Origin of the sequence: Microbacterium sp. LEMMJ01 (genome assembly GCF_002114135.1) — a bacterium.
Lineage (GTDB): Bacteria > Actinomycetota > Actinomycetes > Actinomycetales > Microbacteriaceae > Microbacterium.
This window is the reverse complement of the sequence record NZ_NCTV01000030.1, coordinates 338,794-356,843: the sequence shown is the minus strand read 5'-3', so window position 1 is coordinate 356,843 and position 18,050 is coordinate 338,794. Positions and strand designations below refer to the sequence as shown.

Here is an 18,050-nt window from a genome sequence, read left to right as displayed (position 1 = left end):
CCTCCGGGGTGGCGGGCTTCGTCGTTCAGCGGGGGTCGGTGATCCGGTAGCGTGCCCCGGGACGACCCTTGGTGGAGTAATCCAGAGACCGCACCGCCTGGCCCGTGGCGGCGAGGTGCTCGAGATAGCGGCGCGCACTGACGCGGGAGATGGCGAGATCCTCTCCGATCTCGGTCGCGGAGGCGTCCGGTCGGGCGGCGAGGGCGGCGGAGACCCGCTCCAGCGTCTCGGCGCTCAGCCCCTTCGGCAGCCCGTACCGCTCCCGGAAGGCGATGATCGCATCGGCCGCGTCGACCCGACGCACGACATCGTGCAGCTCGGTGTGGTCGCGGAGCAGGAGCGTCGCCCCCACATCGGCGGACCCGCTCCCCGAGGCCGTGCTCCGCGCGACCAGCACATGCGAGCCGACGATGACGGGGCGTCCCGCAGCCTCGCCCTCGCGGAGCACGGTGGCGAGCTCGTCGCCGAGGACGTCATCCGCGGGAGCGCCGTCGAGATCGGCGGCATCGCGACCGAGGAACCGCGCCGCCGCGTCGTTGACCAGGGTGATCCGCCCTGTGCCGTCCACCGTGACGACCCCTTCGCTCAACCCATGCAGGGTCGTCTCCTGGTTCTTGACCAGCGCCGCGATCTGGTGCGGCTCGAGCCGGTAGATGCGGCGCCGGATGAACGACGTCACCCACGCAGCGCCGAAGACCCCGAGAACCGCCGCGGCGAGCATGGCGGAGATGAGTCCGACGAGGTTGCTGGTGAACTCCTCGTTCAGCTCGGACTCCAGGATGCCGACGGAGGCGGTGCCGATGACCGTGCCGTCCTCGTCGCGGATGGGCACCTTCACGCGCCACGAGGTCCCGAGCGTCCCGGTCTGCGTGCCCACGAAGATGTCGCCGCCCAGCGGGATCGACGGGTCGGTGGACACCCGCTCGCCGATGCGGTCGGTGTTCGGATGCGAGTACCGGATGCCCTCGTCGTTGGCGACCACCACGTAGGCGAGATCGGAGGCCTCGCGGATGACCTCGGCGACCGGTTGGATGGCGGCGGCCGGGTCCTCGTCGTCGAACGCGTCGAGGACGACGGGGAGAGCGGCGACGGACTGGGCGACCGCCTGCATGCGGTCCTTGTAGGCCTCGCGGAGCGCGTTCTCCTGGAACGCCCCGGCGGCGATGCCGGTGGCGAGGGTCACGAGGAACACGATCAGCGCCTGCAGCGCGAGCAGCTGCACACGGAGCGTCATCTTCGAGGCCACGGGTCCATTCTCCCGGGTGGGCGGACGGGCCGCGAGCCGCCGGCGGAGGTGTTCACGACCAATAGTTACGGAACGCGACCAATGGTTTCCGAAGCTTGAGCGGGCGCATCCGCGCCTCGACAGTGGACGGATTGCACCCGAACGCTCAAGGAGGAGCGCCATGAATCACGCCCGCATCGGGACCCTCGCCGCGGCCGTCGCCGCGACCGCCCTGGTCCTCACCTCGTGCTCGACCGCGGACGGCGGAACCGCCGGCTCCGACGGCGGCGACGAGGCGGTCGCCATCACCGACGTGAACATCGTCGTCCCCGCCGACCCGGGCGGCGGCTGGGACCAGACCGGTCGTGCCCTCTCCCAGCTGCTCACCCAGGAGGACATCGTCGGCTCGGCGCCGGTCACCAACGTCGGCGGGGCCGGGGGAACGGTCGGCCTCGCGCAGCTCGCCAACGAGAAGGACCCGGCGACCCTCATGGTCATGGGGCTCGTGATGGTGGGTGCGGTCGAGACCAACGCCTCAGTCGTGCGCATCGAGGACATGACCCCGATCGCCCGCCTCACCGACGAGCCCCTCGTCGTGGTCGTCCCCGCGGACTCCGAGTACGACACCCTGGAGGACCTCGTCGAGGACGTCGTGGACAAGGGCCAGGAGGTCACGATCACGGGCGGCTCAGCCGGAGGAGCCGACCACATCCTCGCCGGGCTGCTGCTCGAGGAGGCGGGGCTCGACGGCGCGGAGATCGCCGAGAAGCTGAACTACACGCCCAACTCGGGCGGCGGCGAGGCCACGTCGCTGATCCTGGGCGGCAAGGTGTCGGCAGGCATCTCCGGTGTCGGCGAGTTCCTGCAGCACATCGAGGCCGGCACCATGAAGGCTCTCGCCGTCTCGTCGGAGGAGCCGGTCACGCAGCTGCCGGACGTCGACACGATCACCGACTCCGGATACGACGTCGTGCTCACCAACTGGCGCGGCGTGATCGCGCCGGGCGGCATCAGCGACGCCGAGCGCTCGGAGCTCGAGCGCATCGTCACCGACTTGGAGGCGTCCGAAGCCTGGAAGGACGAGCTGGAGACGCGGGCCTGGGCGGATGCCTTCCTCACGGGTGCCGAGTTCGACGAGTTCCTCGACGGCAACATCACCGAGGTCACCACGACGCTGCAGAACATCGGGCTGGTCGGCTGACATGACGACCGGGTCTTCCGGACCCGGCGAGGAGGTGCGGACCGACGCCCGTCGGTCCGCACGCCTCGTCGCGTCCCTGCCGCGGGGGGAGCTCGTCTTCGCCTTGCTCATGGTGGCGCTCGGCGTGTTCGCGTTCGCCGGTGTGTTCACCATCCATGTGCCCGCGGGTGGCCAGGTCGGGCCGACGGTCTTCCCGCTGTTCGTCTCGGTGCTGCTGCTGGGCTCCTCCCTCGCCGTCGTGGTGAGCATCCTCCGCGGGCACCGCGGTGTGCCGGAGGAGGGGGAGGACGTCGATCAGAGCCTGCCGACCGACTGGCTGACCCTCGTGAAGATCGTGGCGCTCGTGGTCGCTCATCTGCTCCTCATCGAGCCGCTCGGCTGGGCACCCGCCGCCGCCCTGCTGTTCGGCGGCGTCGCGTGGGCGCTCGGCGCGCGGCGGTGGTGGGTGGCGCTCCTCATCGGCGCGATCATCGCGCTGGTCGTGCAGGTCGTGTTCGGCGGTCTGCTCGGGCTCTCCCTCCCGTGGGGACCGGCGCTCGGCTGGCTGGGAAGGATGTTCTGATGGACAGCTGGAGTCTGCTCCTCGAGGGGTTCGCGACCGCGCTGCAGCCCCAGTACCTCGTGTTCGCCTTCTTCGGCGTGCTGATCGGCACGGCCGTGGGCGTCCTGCCGGGCATCGGGCCGGCGATGACCGTCGCCCTGCTCCTTCCGCTCACCTACACGCTCGAGCCGGCCGCGGCGCTCATCACGTTCGCGGGCATCTACTACGGCGGCATGTACGGCGGGTCGACGACGAGCATCCTGCTGAACACCCCGGGGGAGTCGTCGTCGATCGTGACGGCGATCGAGGGCAACAAGATGGCCAAGCTCGGGCGGGGCGCGGCGGCCCTCGCCACCGCGGCGCTCGGGTCGTTCGTCGCGGGGACCCTCGCGACCGTGGGCCTGACGCTGCTCGCCCCGGTGCTCGCGCAGTTCGCCGTGAACCTCGGGCCCGCCGACTACGTCGCGCTCATCGTCGTGGCCTTCGTCACGGTCGGTGCGCTGATGGGGTCCTCCGTGCCGCGCGGACTGCTGTCGCTCGGCGTCGGCCTGTTCCTCGGCCTGGTCGGCACCGACTGGCTCTCGGGGCAGCAGCGGTACACGCTCGGCCTGCTGCCGCTGGCGGACGGCATCGACGTGGTGCTCGTAGCGGTCGGGCTCTTCGCCGTCGGCGAGACGCTGTACGTCGCGGCCCGGCTGCGGCACGGCGCGATCGACGTGATCCCCGTGTCGCGCGGGTGGCGCAGCTGGATGACGAAGGACGACTGGCGCCGCTCGTGGAAGCCCTGGCTCCGCGGCACCGCCATCGGCTTCCCGATCGGCACGATCCCGGCCGGTGGCGCCGACGTGGCGACCTTCCTGTCCTACGCCACCGAGCGCAAGCTCTCGCGGCGCAAGGACGAGTTCGGCCGCGGGGCCATCGAAGGCGTCGCGGGCCCGGAGTCGGCGAACAACGCCGCGGCCGCGGGCGTGCTCGTGCCGCTGCTGACGCTGGGACTTCCGACGACGGCGACCGCGGCGATCATCCTCACGGCGTTCCAGACGTACGGGCTGCAGCCCGGGCCGCAGCTGTTCACCGGACAGGCAGACCTCGTGTGGGCACTGGTGGCGAGCCTCTACATCGGCAACGTGATCCTGCTCGTGCTGAACCTGCCGCTGGTGGGCATGTGGGTGAAGCTCCTGCAGATCCCGCGGCCGTATCTGTACGCGGGCATCCTCCTGTTCGCCGCCTTCGGGGCGTACGCGCTGAACTTCGCGGTCGTCGACATCCTGATCCTGCTCATCATCGGCGTCCTCGGCTACTTCCTGCGGCGGTACGGCTTCCCCGTCGCGCCGCTGGTGGTGGGCATGATCCTCGGGCCGATGGGGGAGGAGCAGCTGCGGCGCGCACTGCAGCTCAGCCAGGGCGACCTGACGACGCTCATCGCGCAGCCGTTCTCCGCGGTCGCCTACGTGATCCTCGCGCTGCTCATCGCCGGCGGGCTGTGGCTGCGGCGTCGGCAGCGCCGGTACGAGCAGGCGCTCACGGAGTCCATCGCGGTGCCCGTCAAGGCGGACTCGGAGGTCTGAGCCCGCACGATTCGAGGAGGGGAGAGGCCGGGAGTAGGCTGATCCGGTGAGCGATGCGACGGTCCTGAAGCGCGGACCCCGCGCCTACGCCACGTTCATCGGCATCGGCCTCCTCGCCGGCCTCCTCTCCGGGCTCTTCGGCGTCGGCGGCGGCACGGTGATCGTCCCGCTGCTGGTGCTCCTTCTCGCGTTCGACCAGCGCCTCGCGGCCGGGACCTCGCTGGCGGCGATCGTCCCGACGGCGACCGTCGGCGTCATCTCCTACGCCGCGTCGGGCTCCGTCGCCTGGATCCCGGCGCTGATCCTCGCCGCCGGGGCCGTGGTCGGAGCGCAGATCGGCACCCGCCTGCTCCCGCGGATCTCGCAGACCGCCCTCCGCTGGGGCTTCGTCGGCTTCCTCGTCGTCGTGATCGTGAGCCTCTTCCTCGTGATCCCCTCGCGCGACGCCGTCTTCGAGCTCACCTGGCTCACCGGGATCGCCCTGGTGGTCGTGGGAATCGGAACGGGCATCCTGGCCGGGCTCATCGGCGTGGGCGGCGGTGTGATCGTCGTCCCGGTGCTCATGCTCGCGTTCGGCACCAGCGACCTCGTCGCCAAGGGCACCTCGCTGCTCATGATGATCCCGACCGCGCTCTCCGGCACGGTCGGCAACCTCCGCAACCGCAACGTCGATCTCCTCGCGGCGCTGCTCATCGGCGTCTCGGCGTGCACCACGACGGCCCTCGGCGCCTGGCTGGCGACCATCGTCGACCCGACCGTCGGCAACCTCCTCTTCGCCGCGTATCTCGTCGTGATCGCGGTGCAGATGGCCCTCAAGGCCGTCCGCGGGCGCCGGCGCGGCTGACGCCGCGGCCGCCGTTCCTGCGGCGCGAGCCGACCGCTGAAGCGCGCCGGACCCGTCCCTTTCCCTGACTCCCGCGAACGATTTTCGCCGCGCCTCTTTACAGGCGGTGCTGCGCTCGCTATCGTCAGTCATCACATGACGTCATATAACGAGTCATGATGTTTGATCGAAGGTCATCAGAAGGGACCATCTTGTCTGCCACCGCTCTGTTCGTCGACTCCGCCGCTATCGAGAACCAGCTCGCTGCGGCCCGCCAGGCGATCGCGACCCGAGACACCATCTCGCGCGTCGTGCTCACCGCCTGCGGCGGCTCCTTTGCCGTCATGCAGCCCATCGAGTACCTGTTCGGTACCAAGGCGGTGTCGCTCGAGGCGACCGCCCTCAATGCTGCCGAGTTCACCAGCCGCGCCTCGTCGCGCGTCGACGCCGACACCCTCGTCGTGCTCTGCTCGCACTCCGGCACCACGCCGGAGACGGTCGCCGCGGCGAAGCACGCACGCGAGCGCGGAGCGCTCACGGTCGCCTTCACGTTCGACCCGACGTCGCCGCTCGCCGAGGCATCGGAGCACGTGGTGGCGTATCAGCACGGCGAGGGGAAGAGCGAGGCCCACGTCGGCCCCGCGCTGCTGCTGCGCTTGGCGGCCGGCATCCTGGACGACCGTGAACAGGCCGGCATCGCCGGTGCGGTCGACGAGGCCGTCGCTCAGCTGCCGACCCTCGTGCCGGCAGCGCGCGAAGCGCACTCCGCAGCCGCCGATGCCTGGGGATACCGCCACCGTCGCGAGCCCCTCATCTACACGATGGCGGCAGGCTCCAACTACGGCTCCGCGTACTCGTTCGCCATCTGCCTGCTGCAGGAGATGCAGTGGGTGCACTCCGCCGCCATCCACGCCGGCGAGTACTTCCACGGCCCCTTCGAGATCACCGAGGAGGATGTGCCGTTCATCGCGCTGCTCGGACTCGATGAGACTCGGTCCGTCGAGCAGCGCGCGGTGGACTTCGTCACGAAGCACTCGGATCGGGTGCTCGTCCTCGACGCCCAGGAGTTCGGCCTCGATGTCGTCGCTCCGGAGGTGCGCGGCGTCGTCGCCCACCTCCTCTTCAACGTCGTGCTCCGCGCGTACGCGGATGCACTCGCCGACCACCGAGGACACCCCCTCAGCGTGCGCCGCTACATGTGGCGCATGGAGTACTAGGAACGAAAGGATCGCAACGATGCGAACATCAGCCCGGATCGGCGTGGCGGCTGCGGCCGCCGCCGCCCTCGTCCTGCCCCTGGCCTCGTGCGCCGGCGGCGAGAGCGAGGCCTCGGACGGCCAGGTGGAGATCAGCTTCTTCCACCGCTGGCCCAACGAGCCGAAGAACTCGTACTACACCGACATGGTGGCGGAGTTCGAGAAGGAGAACCCCGACATCAAGGTCTCCGTCGAGAGCGTGCTCAACGACGCCTACAAGGACAAGGTGAAGGTCGTCGCGGGCTCCGCCAACGCTCCGGACGTACTGTTCACCTGGAGTGGCTCGTTCGTGGACGAGCTCGTCTCCAACGACGCCCTGCTCGATCTCGGGCCGTGGCTCGAGGAGGACACGGACTTCCGGGACAGCTTCTACCCGAGTCAGCTGGAAGCCTTCGAGGTCGACGGCACCTCCTACGGTCTGCCGGTGGGGATGCAGTCGAAGCTGTTCTTCTACAACAAAGACGTGTTCGAGGAGCTGGGTCTCGAGCCGCCGGCGACGTGGGACGAGTTCATCGACGTCCTGGAGACGATCCAGGACGCCGGCATGACCCCGATCGAGTACGGCGCGCAGGAGCAGTGGACGATCGCGCACTACGTCGGCACGCTGAATCAGCGTGTCGTCGATCCGGAGGTGTTCGCAGCGGATCAGGATCCGGCGACCGGCGCGTTCACGGACGAGGGGTATGTCCGGGCGCTGGAGCGCTTCCAGGAACTCGCCGAGTACATGAACGACGACCTCACGGCCGTCGGGCATGAGATCGCGCGTAACGCCTGGATCGCGGGGGAGGCGCCGATCATGTACATGCAGAGCGCCGAGGTGGGGTACTTCGGCGACGCGCAGTTCGAGTACGGCACGTTCAACTTCCCTGCGGTCGAGGGGGGCAAGGGCGATCCGGCGGAGCTGACCGGAGCTCCGGAGGGCTTCGCGATCTCGAAGACCACGAAGCACCCCGAGGAGGCGCAGCGGTTCCTCGAGTTCCTGCTCAGCAAGCAGAGCGGCATCGCCTATGCGGAGCGCGCGGGCGAGCTGAGCCCGGTCAAGGGTGCGGTCGAGGAGGCGGACGTGCCCGAGATCTCACGGGAGCTCGCCCAGGGGATCGTCGACGCCTCGGCGATGACGACCTGGCTCGACAACGCCTACGATCCGCAGATCGTGCAGGCGTACCTGTCCGAGACTCAGCTGATGCTCAGCGGCCAGCAGACCCCCGAGGGAGTCATGGCCGCCGTGCAGGAAGCCGCGAAGCGCGTGCGCGACGCCTCCTGATCCGCACCGGGGCCGCCGGCATCCTCGGCCGGCGGCCCCTCCCACCTTTCGGAAGAGACACCGTGATGAGAACACGCTCTCGAGCCTGGTCGAACCTGCTCTACGTGCTTCCCGCGATCATCCTGATCGGGGTGTTCGTGTACTACCCGCTGGTCGCCAATGCGGCCTTCGGCTTCTTCTCCTTCAGCGCCGGCAGCGGCGAGATGCGCTTCGTCGGCCTCGACAACTTCGCGCGGCTCTTCGGTGATCCGATCATCGCGACGGCCCTGGGCAACAACATCCTGTACGCGATCGTCTCGATCGTGTGCCAGGTGGGTGGTGCCCTCGTGATCGCCGCCTGGCTGACCCGGCTGCTCGGTCCGCGCATGGGCGCATTCCTGCGCAGCGTGTACTTCCTGCCCGCCGTGATCTCGATGACCGTGATCGCGCTGCTGTTCACGTTCGTGTACAACGCCCGCGGCGGACTCCTCAACGCTCTGCTGGAGGCGATCGGACTCGGCAGCCTGCAGACGGCGTGGCTCGCCGATGTCGACACGGCGATGGTAGCGGTCATCGGCGTCTCCCAGTGGCAGAGCATCGGCTACGTCTGCATGCTCTACGTCGTCGCACTGCAGCAGATCCCGGAGGAGTACTACGAAGCCGCGTCGCTGGACGGCGCCGGACGGGTTCGCCAGTTCTTCAGCATCACCGTCCCGCAGGCCAAGGAGATGATCTTCGTCGCGATGATCCTCACCGTCTCCGGCGCTTTCACGGTGTTCAACGAGCCTTACATCCTGACCAAGGGCGGTCCGGGAAACACCACCCAGGTCCTCGCGACCTATATGTACAACCAGGGTTTCTTCCAGAACGAGATGGGCTACGCCTCGGCCATCGCGAGCCTGATCTTCGTGATCACGCTCGTGCTGTCCGTCGTGCAGATGGTCTCGTTCCGAAGCGGGAGGCAATGACATGAGCAGTACCCGGCTTCGTCCGGCGGAGCGTATCCGCCGTGCTCCGGTCCAGGTGATCCTGGCCGTCTACGCCGTCGTGATCGCCTACCCCCTGCTCTGGATGGTGATCTCTTCGTTCAAGTCCTCATCCGAGATCTTCGCCGATCCGTGGGGGCTGCCGTCGGTCTGGCTCGTCCAGAACTATGCCGCCGCCTGGGATCGCGGGATCTCCGACTACTTCCTCAACTCCGTCATCGTCACGGTCATCTCCACCGCCGCGACCGTCGCACTCGCGGCACTGTGCGCCTACGGCATGGTGAGGCTGTCGAGCCGCGTGGCGAACGTCGTGTTGATCGTGGCGATGGGCGGGCTGGTGGTGGCACCGCAGGTGAGCCTCATCCCGCTCTACCGCCTTCTCGACACGATGGGACTGCTGAACACGTACTGGGCGATGATCCTCCCTTATGTGGCGTTCCGTCTGCCGATGGCGATCCTGCTCATCCGTTCGGTCTTCCTCGGCATCCCCCGCGAGCTCGAGGACGCCGCGACCATCGATGGCTGCCGCTCGTTCGGCGTCTTCCGGCACGTCTACCTGCCGCTGAGCGCGTCCGTGCTGACGACCGCCGCCGTCCTCACCGGTTACTTCGCCTGGAATGAGTTCCTCTTCGCGATCGTCTACATCGACGCTGATGCGCTCCGCACCATCCCCGCGGGACTCATGTCGTTCCGCGACTCCCTCTCCACGGAGTGGGGTGTGCTCCTGGCAGGATTGACCATCGCGGCCCTGCCCATCGTGGTGGTGTTCCTCGCGCTGCAGCGGTACTTCGTCGCCGGCGTCGCGGCGGGGAGTGTGAAGGGATGACGATGGATACGGATCAGCTCCGGGATGCGCTCGCCGCGGTCCCACCGCCCTCGCTGGTCGGCGTCGGGGACAACGTGCTCGACTGCTATCTGCATGAGGACCTGGCCTACCCCGGGGGCAACGCCCTGAACGTCGCCGCGTACAGCCGGCTCTTCTTCGGCGGCACAGCCGGATTCGTCGGGATCATGGGAGACGACCGTTTCGCGGACCACGTGCGGGGCGTCCTCGACGAGGTCGGAGTGGACGGCGCCCGCATCAGACGCGTGCGCGGCGCGAACGGCATGGCTTTCGTCGCGTTGGACGAGGACGGCGACCGGCGCTTCGTCGCCTCGAACCGCGGGGGAGTCCAGGCCGAGCTGCGGCTGCGTCTGAGCGAGGCCGATCACGAGTACCTCTCCGGCTTCGACCGCGTGCACACCTCGGTCTACTCGTCGTTGGAGCCGGAGCTTCCGGCCATCGCGGAACGGGGGAGCCGCGTGTCGTACGACTATTCCGACGACGCGTCGCCGGATGTGATCCGGGCGACAGCTCCGCACGTCGACGTGGGGTTCTTCTCCGGCGGCCACCGCAGTGATTCCGAGATCGACGCCCTCGGCCGCTTCGCCGTGGCCTGCGGTATGGGGTCGGCCGTGGTGACGCGGGGTGCCCGCGGCTCTGTCGGCTTCGACGCCACTTCCGTGCGGCGTACCGGTATCCGCGAGGTCGACGCCGTCGATGCGCTCGGCGCCGGGGACGCCTTCCTCACCGGGTTCCTCGCGGCGCGGGCGGGCGGGGCCGATCTCGCCGAAAGCCTCGATATCGCCGCTGTCAGCGGAGCGCTCGCCTGCACGTTGCGCGGGGCGTTCGGATACCCTGTGCATGCGGGGGACGACGCACGCGCGCAGATGCTGCGACGATACCCGGCGCCGTAGAGGAGGACTCCGACGTGACTCAGCTGTCGTCAGCCGTCGGTTCGACCCCGCTGCACGAACAGGTGCGAAGCCTGCTGATGCGGGAGATCGACGCCGGGACCTATGCCGAAGGCGAGCGGCTTCCGTCCGAACCCGAGCTGTGCGAGCGCTTCGGTGTCAGCCGGATCACCGTGCGGCGGGCGGTGGCCGACCTCGAGGGCCTCGGCATCGTGCGTCGACAGCAGGGCCGTGGGACCTTCGTCGCTCCGCGACGCGAGGTGATCGGCGCCATGACCCTCGGTGGCTTCGCGGACACCGTGGTGGCAGACGGGGTCAAGTCCCGACGGATCATGCGCGCTGAGACGACCCCCGCCGACGAGAAGCGCGCGCGCCGCCTCGGCGTCCCCGTCGGCGACCCGGTGTTCCGGCTGGTACGCGTCTTCGCTCTCGACGGCATCCCGCTCTCCATCGACGACAGTCGGTATTCTCTGACGCGCTTCCCGGATTTCGATCGGCACATCGACCACGACACCTCCACGTATCAGGTGCTCCGCGACATGTACGGCGTCGAGTTCTCGGAGATGTACCGCGAGATCGACGTCGGCTTCACGACCGCGCAGACCGCGGAGTGGCTGGCCCGCCCGGAGCACGATCCGCTCATCGTCGTCCGGAAGCGCGCACTCGACCGGGCTGGTGAGGTCGTTCACACGTCACGGGTGAAGGTCGTTCCGAGTCGGATGACGCTGAACATGGTGGTTCGCTCCCAGGGATGAGGGCAGCCCGGGTCTCGCGATGCCGCATATCGTCCGGGTTTCCGCCGGCCCCGCCCGGACCGGACTGTCGGCGTGCCTCGGTAGGATCGACGGGTGGCAGTGAACCAAGAACTCGTCGGCCGGGAGTTCCCGCCGACCGCCCCCTACCTCGTCGGACGGGAGAAGGTGCGCGAGTTCGCGCGCGCCGTCTTCGCCGACGCCCCCCAGCACACCGACGTCGAGGCGGCCCGTGCGGCGGGCTTCGCCGACGTCGTCGCGCCGCCGACCTTCGCGATGGTCCTGCAGGACCTCACGCTGCAGCAGCTGCTGGCCGAGCCGGATTCCGGCATCGTCCTGGCGCGGACCATCCACGCCGAGCAGCGGTTCCGCTACACCAGGCCGATCGTCGCGGGAGACGAGCTGACGGCGCAGCTGCGCGTCACCGGCATCCGCATGATGGGCGGCAACGCCATGATCACGAGCGAGGCCGAGATCACCGACGACGGGGGCGCGCATGTCGTCACCGCCACGAGCGTGCTGCTCGTGGGCGCCGAGGAGGAGGCCGCATGAGCGCGTTCACCGTGGGAGACGTGCTGGCCGAGCGCACCGTGCACCTGACGAGGGAGTCTCTCGTCCGCTACGCCGGCGCCTCCGGGGACTTCAACCCGATCCACTACCGCGACGACGTCGCCGCCGCGGTGGGCCTTCCCGGCGTGCTCGCGCACGGCATGCTGACCATGGGGATCGCCTCGTCCGTGGTCGTCGCCGCGCTCGACCCGCAGACCCGGATCCTCGACTACGGCGTGCGCTTCACGAAGCCCGTGGTGGTCGATCCCGAGACCGGCGCCGACGTGCACGTCGTCGCGACGGTCGGCGCGGTGGACGACGAGTCCGCGCGCATCGACCTCAAGGTCACGACGGGCGAGACCACCGTGCTCGTCAAGGCGCAGCTGCGCGTCGCCGTCCGATGAGCGACGTCGAGCCGATCCGGCTGGCCGAGCTCACCACGCTCCGCACCGGCGCCGCTCCCGCGCGCATGCGCGAGGCGACGACGACGGCGGAGCTCGTCGAGGTTCTCCGGGAGACCTGGGCGGAGGGCGACCCCTGGCTGGTGCTCGGCGGGGGCTCGAACCTCTTCGTCGGCGACGAGCCGTTCGAGGGCACCGTCATCCGCATCCGCACGAGCGGCATCGAAGAGCTCCCGTCGCCGCACGCCGGCCGCATCCGCCTGCGCGCGCAGGCCGGACACGGCTGGGACGACCTGGTGTCGTACGCGGTCGAGCGGGGCTACGCCGGGCTCGAAGCCATGAGCGGCATCCCCGGCACGGTCGGCGCCGCGCCTGTGCAGAACATCGGCGCCTACGGGCAGGAGATCCAGGAGACCCTGGTCGAGGTCGAGCTGATCGACGAGGACTCCGGCGAGATCTCCACTGTTCCGGCGACCGAGCTCGGGCTCGGATTCCGCACTTCGGTGCTCAAGCACCATCACGGGAGCGAGCCGCAGCGCCGGGCCGTGATCCTGTCCCTCACGGTCGATCTCCTCGTCGCCCGCGAACGCGTGGTCCGCGGGGAGCAGCTGCGACGCGCTCTCGGTCTGACCGACGACACCCCGGTGCCGCTGACATGGGTCCGAGAGCGCATCCTCGCCACGCGCGCATCGAAGGGCATGCTGCTCGACGCCGACGACCCGGACACGCACGGGGTCGGCTCCTTCTTCCAGAACGCGATCGTCACGGCCGCGCAGGCCCGGTCCCTCCCGCCGGAGTGCCCGCGCTGGCCGGTGGCCCCCGATCTCGACGCCGTGACCGTCATTCCCCTCGCCTCCTACGACGGACACGTGCCGCCGACGAAGACCGAGGCCCCGGACGTGAAGGTGAGCGCCGCCTGGCTGATCGAGCAGGCGGGTATCCGCAAGGGGTTCAAGCTGCCCCGCTCGCGGGCGTCCGTCTCGACCAAGCACGCCCTGGCCCTGACCAACCGGGGCGGCGCCACGGCGGCCGAGGTCGCCGAGCTCGCCCGTTTCATCCAGCACCGTGTGCACGCCGAGTTCGGTCTGGTGCTGCAGCCGGAACCCGTTCTGGTGGGCGTCGACCTGTGACGAAGCTCGAGCGGGTGTCGCGGACGCAGGCCGTCGTGGACGGACTGCTCGACGCCATCATCGCGGGTCGGCTCGAGGCCGGACAGCCGCTGCCGCCCGAGGGGGAGCTCGCGGAGCAGTTCGGGGTCTCCCGCCTCACGATGCGCGAGGGCGTCCGCCTCCTGCAGGCGCAGGGCGTGATCGTCGCGGTGCCCGGCACCCGACACCGCATCGCGCCGACCGACGAGTGGACGGGCCTCGACGCGGTCGTCCGGCACGCCCAGAGCGCAGGCGCCCGAGAGCGCTCCTCGCTGGAGATGCTCGAGATGCGCATGATGTTCGAGACCGGGGCGGCGGAGTTCGCGGCGGGTCGGCGCACCGAGGAGCACCTCGCCGAGATGGCCGCGCTCCTCGAGGAGATGCAGGCGGCGCACGAGCGGGCCGACGTGGACGCCTTCGTGGCCGCTGACCTCGCCTTCCACGACGTGATCATCCGCGCGGCGGAGAACCGCATCCTCGTAGCCTCGATGCGCCCGCTGACGACGATGCTGCAGGCGACCCGCAGCGAGACGAGCGCCATCCCGGACATCCGGGAGCACGCGCTGGAGGAGCATGCGGCGGTGCTGGACGCGATGCGGACCGGGTCCGGTGCGGCTGCCCGCCAGGCCATGCGCAGCCACATGCGCCAGACCCGCGACGACCTGCTGCACTACGTCCACGGGCGCTGAGCAGTACGCTCTCCGTCGGTTTGGAGGGACGGTGATCGTGAGGTACGCTCATCGTTATCTGATATCGGATAACGATGCAGATTCCCCTGGCCCGTGGCCCCCACCACGGGCCATCTTCCGGAACGAAGGAGTTCGTGTGCACATCGACGACCTGCTGGCCCCCCTGCCTGCACCCGTCGCCGTCACCGCGGCCGACGTCCGCACCGAGGTCGACCCCGCCGACGTGCTCCTCGTCCTCGACGACGACCCGACCGGCACGCAGTCGGTCGCGAACCTCCCGGTCCTCACCCGATGGGAGCGCGCCGACCTGGACGAGGCGCTCGCGACCGGCGCCGCCGCCGTCTATGTGCTCACGAACACCCGGTCCCTCGACGAGGAGGCCGCGGCCGCCCGCAATCGCGAGATCGTCGACGTGGCCCTCGCCGCCGCCGAGGCCCAGGGGCGGCGCGTGACGTTCGTCTCCCGGGGCGACTCGACGTTGCGCGGCCACTTCCCGCTCGAGACCGATGTCCTCTTCGCGGAGATCGGATCCCGCACCGGCCACGCCCCCGCGCTGACCCTGCTCGTCCCCGCATTCCCGGACGCCGGGCGCATCACGGTCGACTCTGTGCACTACTGGGTGACCGACGGCGAGGCCACGCCGGTCGGCGAGACGCCTTTCGCGGCGGACGCGACCTTCGGCTACGCCTCTTCCGACCTGCGCGAGTGGGTCGCCGAGAAGACAGGCGGACGCATCCCGGCATCGGCGGTCGCGGGTCTCGACATCCGCACCATCCGCGCCGGCGTGGACGCCGTGGCCGGCGTCCTCGAGACGCTGCCCGACGGCACGGTCGTCGCGGTCGACGTGGTCGAGGAATCGGACATGCGCGTCGTCGCGCTCGCGCTGCACCGCCTGCGGGACCGCGACGTGCTCCTCCGCGTCGGTCCGCCCTACGTGCGCGCGCACATCGGACAGGAGATCGCCGAGCCGGTGCGGGCGGAGGACATCCCCTTTGCGCACGACCGCGGCGGTCTCGTGGTCGTCGGCAGCCACGTGCCGCTCACCACCGCCCAGCTCGAAGCCCTCACGGCGGCGCGGCCTCGCACCCGCACCGTCGAACTCGACGTGCGCGCCCTCGTCGGCCCCGATCGCGAGTCCCATCTCGAAACGCAGGCGCGCGCCGTCGCCGAAGCGCTCGCCACGGGGACCGTGATCGTGCACACCACCCGCGAACTCATCACGGGCGCCGACGGCGACGAGAGCCTCGCGATCGCCCGCCGCATCTCCAGCGGCGTGGTCGAGCTCGTGCGTCGGGTGCTCGCCATCGCTCCGCCCCGCTTCGTCATCGCGAAGGGCGGAATCACCTCCAGCGATGTCGCGAGCGAGGCCCTCGAGATCCGCCGGGCCACCGTGCTCGGTCCGATGCTGCCCGGCCTCGTGTCGCTGTGGCAGCCGGAGACCGGCCCCGCGGTCGGCATCCCGTACGTCGTGTTCGCCGGCAACGTCGGCGACGCGGACTCCCTCGTCACGGTCGTCGCCACGCTCGCAGGCGACGACGGAAACAACCCGGAAGGACACTCATGACATCCACCGTCGCTGTCATCGGACTCGGCGCCATGGGGCTGCCGATGGCCACCCGCCTCGCCGAGCGCTTCGCGGTGCGCGGCTTCGACATCGCCGCTGAGCGCGTCGCCCTCGCCGCAGAGGCGGGCGTCACGCCGGCCTCCTCGGCGGCGGACGCCGTCGACGGTGCCGACGCGGTGCTCGTCGCCGTCCGGACCGGCGCGCAGCTCGAGGCGCTGCTCTTCGGTGAGGACGGGCTCGCCCAGCACCTCGCCGACGGCGCGGTCGTGATCCTCACCAGCACGGTGGGCACGGACGGCATCGATGCGATCGCCGCCCAGCTCGCCGCGCACGGTGCGCAGCTCGTCGACGCTCCGCTGTCCGGAGGGCCGGTCCGTGCCGGGGAGGGCGACCTCCTCATCGTCGTCGGCGCCACCCCGACCGCTCTGGAGACCGCGCGGCCCGTGCTCGACCAGCTCGCCTCGACGCTGTCCATCGTCGGCGACAAGCCCGGGGACGGCCAGGCGCTGAAGACCGTCAACCAGCTCCTCTGCGGCGTGCACATCGCCGCGGCCGCGGAGGCGCTCGCGCTCGCCGACGCCCTCGGACTGGACCGCGCCCGCACGCTGGACGCGCTGACGGCCGGTGCCGCGAATTCCTTCATGCTCGGCAACCGCGGTCCGCGCGCCCTGCAGGCCTACGACGAGGACGGCGCCGAGGTGCTCAGCCGCCTCGACATCTTCGTCAAGGACCTCGGCATCGTCGGCGACGCCGCCCGCCGGGCGCACCTGTCCACGCCGGTCGCCGCCGCGGCTGAGCAGCTGTTCCTCCTCGGCGAAGCGCAGGGCCTCGGCGCCCTGGACGACTCCGCCGTCATCCGCGTCGTCGCACCCGAACGACTGTCCTGAGCGCGACGTCGCGCCCTCACTGAAAGAAGAGATCCAGAGATGCTTCCTCTTCCGATCCTCATCCTGATCGGCTTGGCAGGCCTCGGCCTGCTGCTCCTGCTCATCATCCGGTTCAAGATGCAGGCGTTCTACGCCCTCATCCTCGTGTCGATCATCGTCGGCATCGCGGCAGGCCTGCCGCTGACCACGATCCCCGCCGACGGTGACACCCCCGAGCAGCTCGGCGTCATCCAGGCGATCATCGCCGGTGTCGGCGGCACGCTGGGCTCGGTGGCCGTGCTCGTCGCCCTCGGCTCGATGCTCGGCAAGATCATCGAGCTGTCCGGCGGCGCCGAGTCGCTCGCCGGACGCTTCACCAGCTGGCTGGGCCCGAAGCGCGTCGGCATCGCGCTCGTCATCGCCGCCGGCATCCTGGCGATCCCGGTGTTCTTCGACGCCGGCTTCATCATCCTCATCCCCATCGTGTTCGCCTTCTCGAAGGTGGCCGGTCTCAACCCGATCAAGTTCGGCCTGCCGGTCGCGGGCATCATGCTCGCCGTGCACGTCGCGGTGCCCCCGCACCCGGGCATCGTCGGCGGTTCGGCGATCCTCGGTGCCGACATCGGCTGGGTCACGATCTTCTCCCTCGCGATCTCCGTGCCGCTCGGCGTGCTGTCCTACCTGGTGGCGAAGTGGATCAACACCCGCGAGTTCGCGATGCTCGCGGCCACGAAGGAGATGTACGACAACTTCGGGACGGAGAAGTCGACGCTCACCGGCGGACTCGGCGAGGGCGAGAAGGCGCCGGGCGCCGGCACCGTCCTCGGCCTCATCCTCCTGCCGCTCGTGCTCATCATGCTCGGTACCGCGGTCGCGCCGCTGTTCGAGGCGGGCACGTTCTGGAACGGATTCCTCAGCATGGTCGGTCAGCCGATCTTCGCCCTCATGGTCGCGATCGCCGCCGCGATGTACCTGCTCGGCGTGCGCCGCGGCTGGTCGGCCTCCCACCTCGGCGAGGTCATGGAGTCGGCGCTGCCGGCCGCCGCCGTCATCATCCTCGTCACGGGTGCCGGTGGTGCCTTCGGCCGTATCCTCACGGAGACCGGGATCGGTGGAGCGGTCGCCGAGGTGCTCGCGTCCAGCGGCATGCCCCTGCTCCTCGCGGCCTTCCTCATCTCCCTCATCATGCGTGCCGCCCAGGGATCCGCCACCGTCGCGATCGCCACCACCGCGGGGCTCCTGCTGCCGTCGGTCTCCACGATGGGGCTCGACACCGCGCACACCGCGCTGCTCGCAGTCGCCATCGGCTACGGCGGCCTCGGTCTCAGCCACGTGAACGACTCCGGATTCTGGGTGGTCACGCGGTACCTCGGCCTCTCGGTCAAGGACGGTCTGCGCACGTGGACGCCGCTCACGACGGTGCTGGGCGTGGCCGGCTTCGCGCTGACCTGGATCCTGTACGCGGTGATCCCGGTCTCCTGACCGCGCTCCTATGAACGGCCGT

18 protein-coding genes are annotated in these 18,050 nt (G+C 70.0%); 17 read left to right on the top strand and 1 reads right to left on the bottom strand.

Going from position 1 to position 18,050, the window contains the following annotated elements; all coding sequences use genetic code 11:
- Positions 1-25 precede the first annotated feature (25 nt).
- Positions 26-1,246, bottom strand: a complete 1,221-nt coding sequence (locus tag B7W94_RS10550; protein ID WP_085606376.1) for a PAS domain-containing protein — start codon at positions 1,244-1,246, stop codon at positions 26-28.
- 160 nt (positions 1,247-1,406) lie between these two features.
- Between B7W94_RS10550 and B7W94_RS10545 the strand changes: the two genes are divergently transcribed.
- The 17 genes from B7W94_RS10545 to B7W94_RS10465 all read left to right on the top strand — a co-directional run bounded on the left by B7W94_RS10545 (position 1,407) and on the right by B7W94_RS10465 (position 18,028).
- A complete protein-coding gene (locus B7W94_RS10545; protein ID WP_085606374.1) occupies positions 1,407-2,426 on the top strand; it encodes a Bug family tripartite tricarboxylate transporter substrate binding protein in 1,020 nt (339 codons plus the stop codon).
- 1 nt (position 2,427) lies between these two features.
- Positions 2,428-2,988, top strand: a complete 561-nt coding sequence (locus B7W94_RS10540; protein WP_085606372.1) for a tripartite tricarboxylate transporter TctB family protein — start codon at positions 2,428-2,430, stop codon at positions 2,986-2,988.
- Positions 2,988-4,535 (top strand): tripartite tricarboxylate transporter permease, encoded by a 1,548-nt coding sequence (locus B7W94_RS10535; protein WP_085606370.1) that lies wholly within the window; start codon positions 2,988-2,990, stop codon positions 4,533-4,535. Before B7W94_RS10540 ends, B7W94_RS10535 begins: the two co-directional genes overlap by 1 nt.
- Positions 4,536-4,581: 46 nt before the next feature.
- On the top strand, positions 4,582-5,379 hold the full coding sequence (locus B7W94_RS10530; protein ID WP_025102380.1) for a sulfite exporter TauE/SafE family protein: 798 nt from the start codon (positions 4,582-4,584) through the stop codon (positions 5,377-5,379).
- A gap of 191 nt (positions 5,380-5,570) precedes the next feature.
- A complete protein-coding gene (locus B7W94_RS10525) occupies positions 5,571-6,575 on the top strand; it encodes an SIS domain-containing protein (protein ID WP_172400110.1) in 1,005 nt (334 codons plus the stop codon).
- A 19-nt stretch (positions 6,576-6,594) separates the two neighbouring features.
- Positions 6,595-7,878, top strand: coding sequence for an ABC transporter substrate-binding protein (locus B7W94_RS10520; protein ID WP_139833308.1), 1,284 nt, complete (start codon positions 6,595-6,597; stop codon positions 7,876-7,878).
- A 65-nt stretch (positions 7,879-7,943) separates the two neighbouring features.
- Positions 7,944-8,825 carry a carbohydrate ABC transporter permease gene (locus tag B7W94_RS10515; protein WP_085606364.1) on the top strand — a complete coding sequence of 294 codons (882 nt, stop codon included), beginning with the start codon at positions 7,944-7,946 and terminating at the stop codon, positions 8,823-8,825.
- A 1-nt stretch (position 8,826) separates the two neighbouring features.
- Positions 8,827-9,669: a carbohydrate ABC transporter permease gene (locus tag B7W94_RS10510; protein WP_062765183.1), complete on the top strand. Its 843-nt coding sequence runs from the start codon at positions 8,827-8,829 to the stop codon at positions 9,667-9,669.
- Positions 9,666-10,580, top strand: coding sequence for a PfkB family carbohydrate kinase (locus tag B7W94_RS10505; protein ID WP_082758402.1), 915 nt, complete (start codon positions 9,666-9,668; stop codon positions 10,578-10,580). The genes B7W94_RS10510 and B7W94_RS10505 overlap by 4 nt, the downstream gene beginning before the upstream one ends.
- Positions 10,581-10,594: 14 nt before the next feature.
- Complete coding sequence (locus tag B7W94_RS10500; protein ID WP_085606362.1) at positions 10,595-11,332, top strand: GntR family transcriptional regulator; 738 nt, start codon at positions 10,595-10,597, stop codon at positions 11,330-11,332.
- 93 nt (positions 11,333-11,425) lie between these two features.
- Positions 11,426-11,881, top strand: a complete 456-nt coding sequence (locus tag B7W94_RS10495; protein WP_062632842.1) for an FAS1-like dehydratase domain-containing protein — start codon at positions 11,426-11,428, stop codon at positions 11,879-11,881.
- Positions 11,878-12,282, top strand: coding sequence for a MaoC/PaaZ C-terminal domain-containing protein (locus B7W94_RS10490; protein WP_062765173.1), 405 nt, complete (start codon positions 11,878-11,880; stop codon positions 12,280-12,282). The genes B7W94_RS10495 and B7W94_RS10490 overlap by 4 nt, the downstream gene beginning before the upstream one ends.
- Positions 12,279-13,409 (top strand): UDP-N-acetylmuramate dehydrogenase, encoded by a 1,131-nt coding sequence (locus tag B7W94_RS10485; protein ID WP_062765170.1) that lies wholly within the window; start codon positions 12,279-12,281, stop codon positions 13,407-13,409. The genes B7W94_RS10490 and B7W94_RS10485 overlap by 4 nt, the downstream gene beginning before the upstream one ends.
- Complete coding sequence (locus B7W94_RS10480; protein ID WP_085606360.1) at positions 13,406-14,116, top strand: FadR/GntR family transcriptional regulator; 711 nt, start codon at positions 13,406-13,408, stop codon at positions 14,114-14,116. The genes B7W94_RS10485 and B7W94_RS10480 overlap by 4 nt, the downstream gene beginning before the upstream one ends.
- Before the next feature lie 136 nt (positions 14,117-14,252).
- A complete protein-coding gene (locus B7W94_RS10475; protein ID WP_085606358.1) occupies positions 14,253-15,680 on the top strand; it encodes a four-carbon acid sugar kinase family protein in 1,428 nt (475 codons plus the stop codon).
- A complete protein-coding gene (locus tag B7W94_RS10470; RefSeq protein ID WP_085606356.1) occupies positions 15,677-16,567 on the top strand; it encodes an NAD(P)-dependent oxidoreductase in 891 nt (296 codons plus the stop codon). The genes B7W94_RS10475 and B7W94_RS10470 overlap by 4 nt, the downstream gene beginning before the upstream one ends.
- Before the next feature lie 39 nt (positions 16,568-16,606).
- The gene (locus tag B7W94_RS10465; RefSeq protein WP_085606355.1) at positions 16,607-18,028 is read left to right on the top strand and encodes a GntP family transporter; all 1,422 of its coding nucleotides are present in this window, start codon (positions 16,607-16,609) and stop codon (positions 18,026-18,028) included.
- The last annotated feature ends 22 nt before the right edge of the window (positions 18,029-18,050 follow it).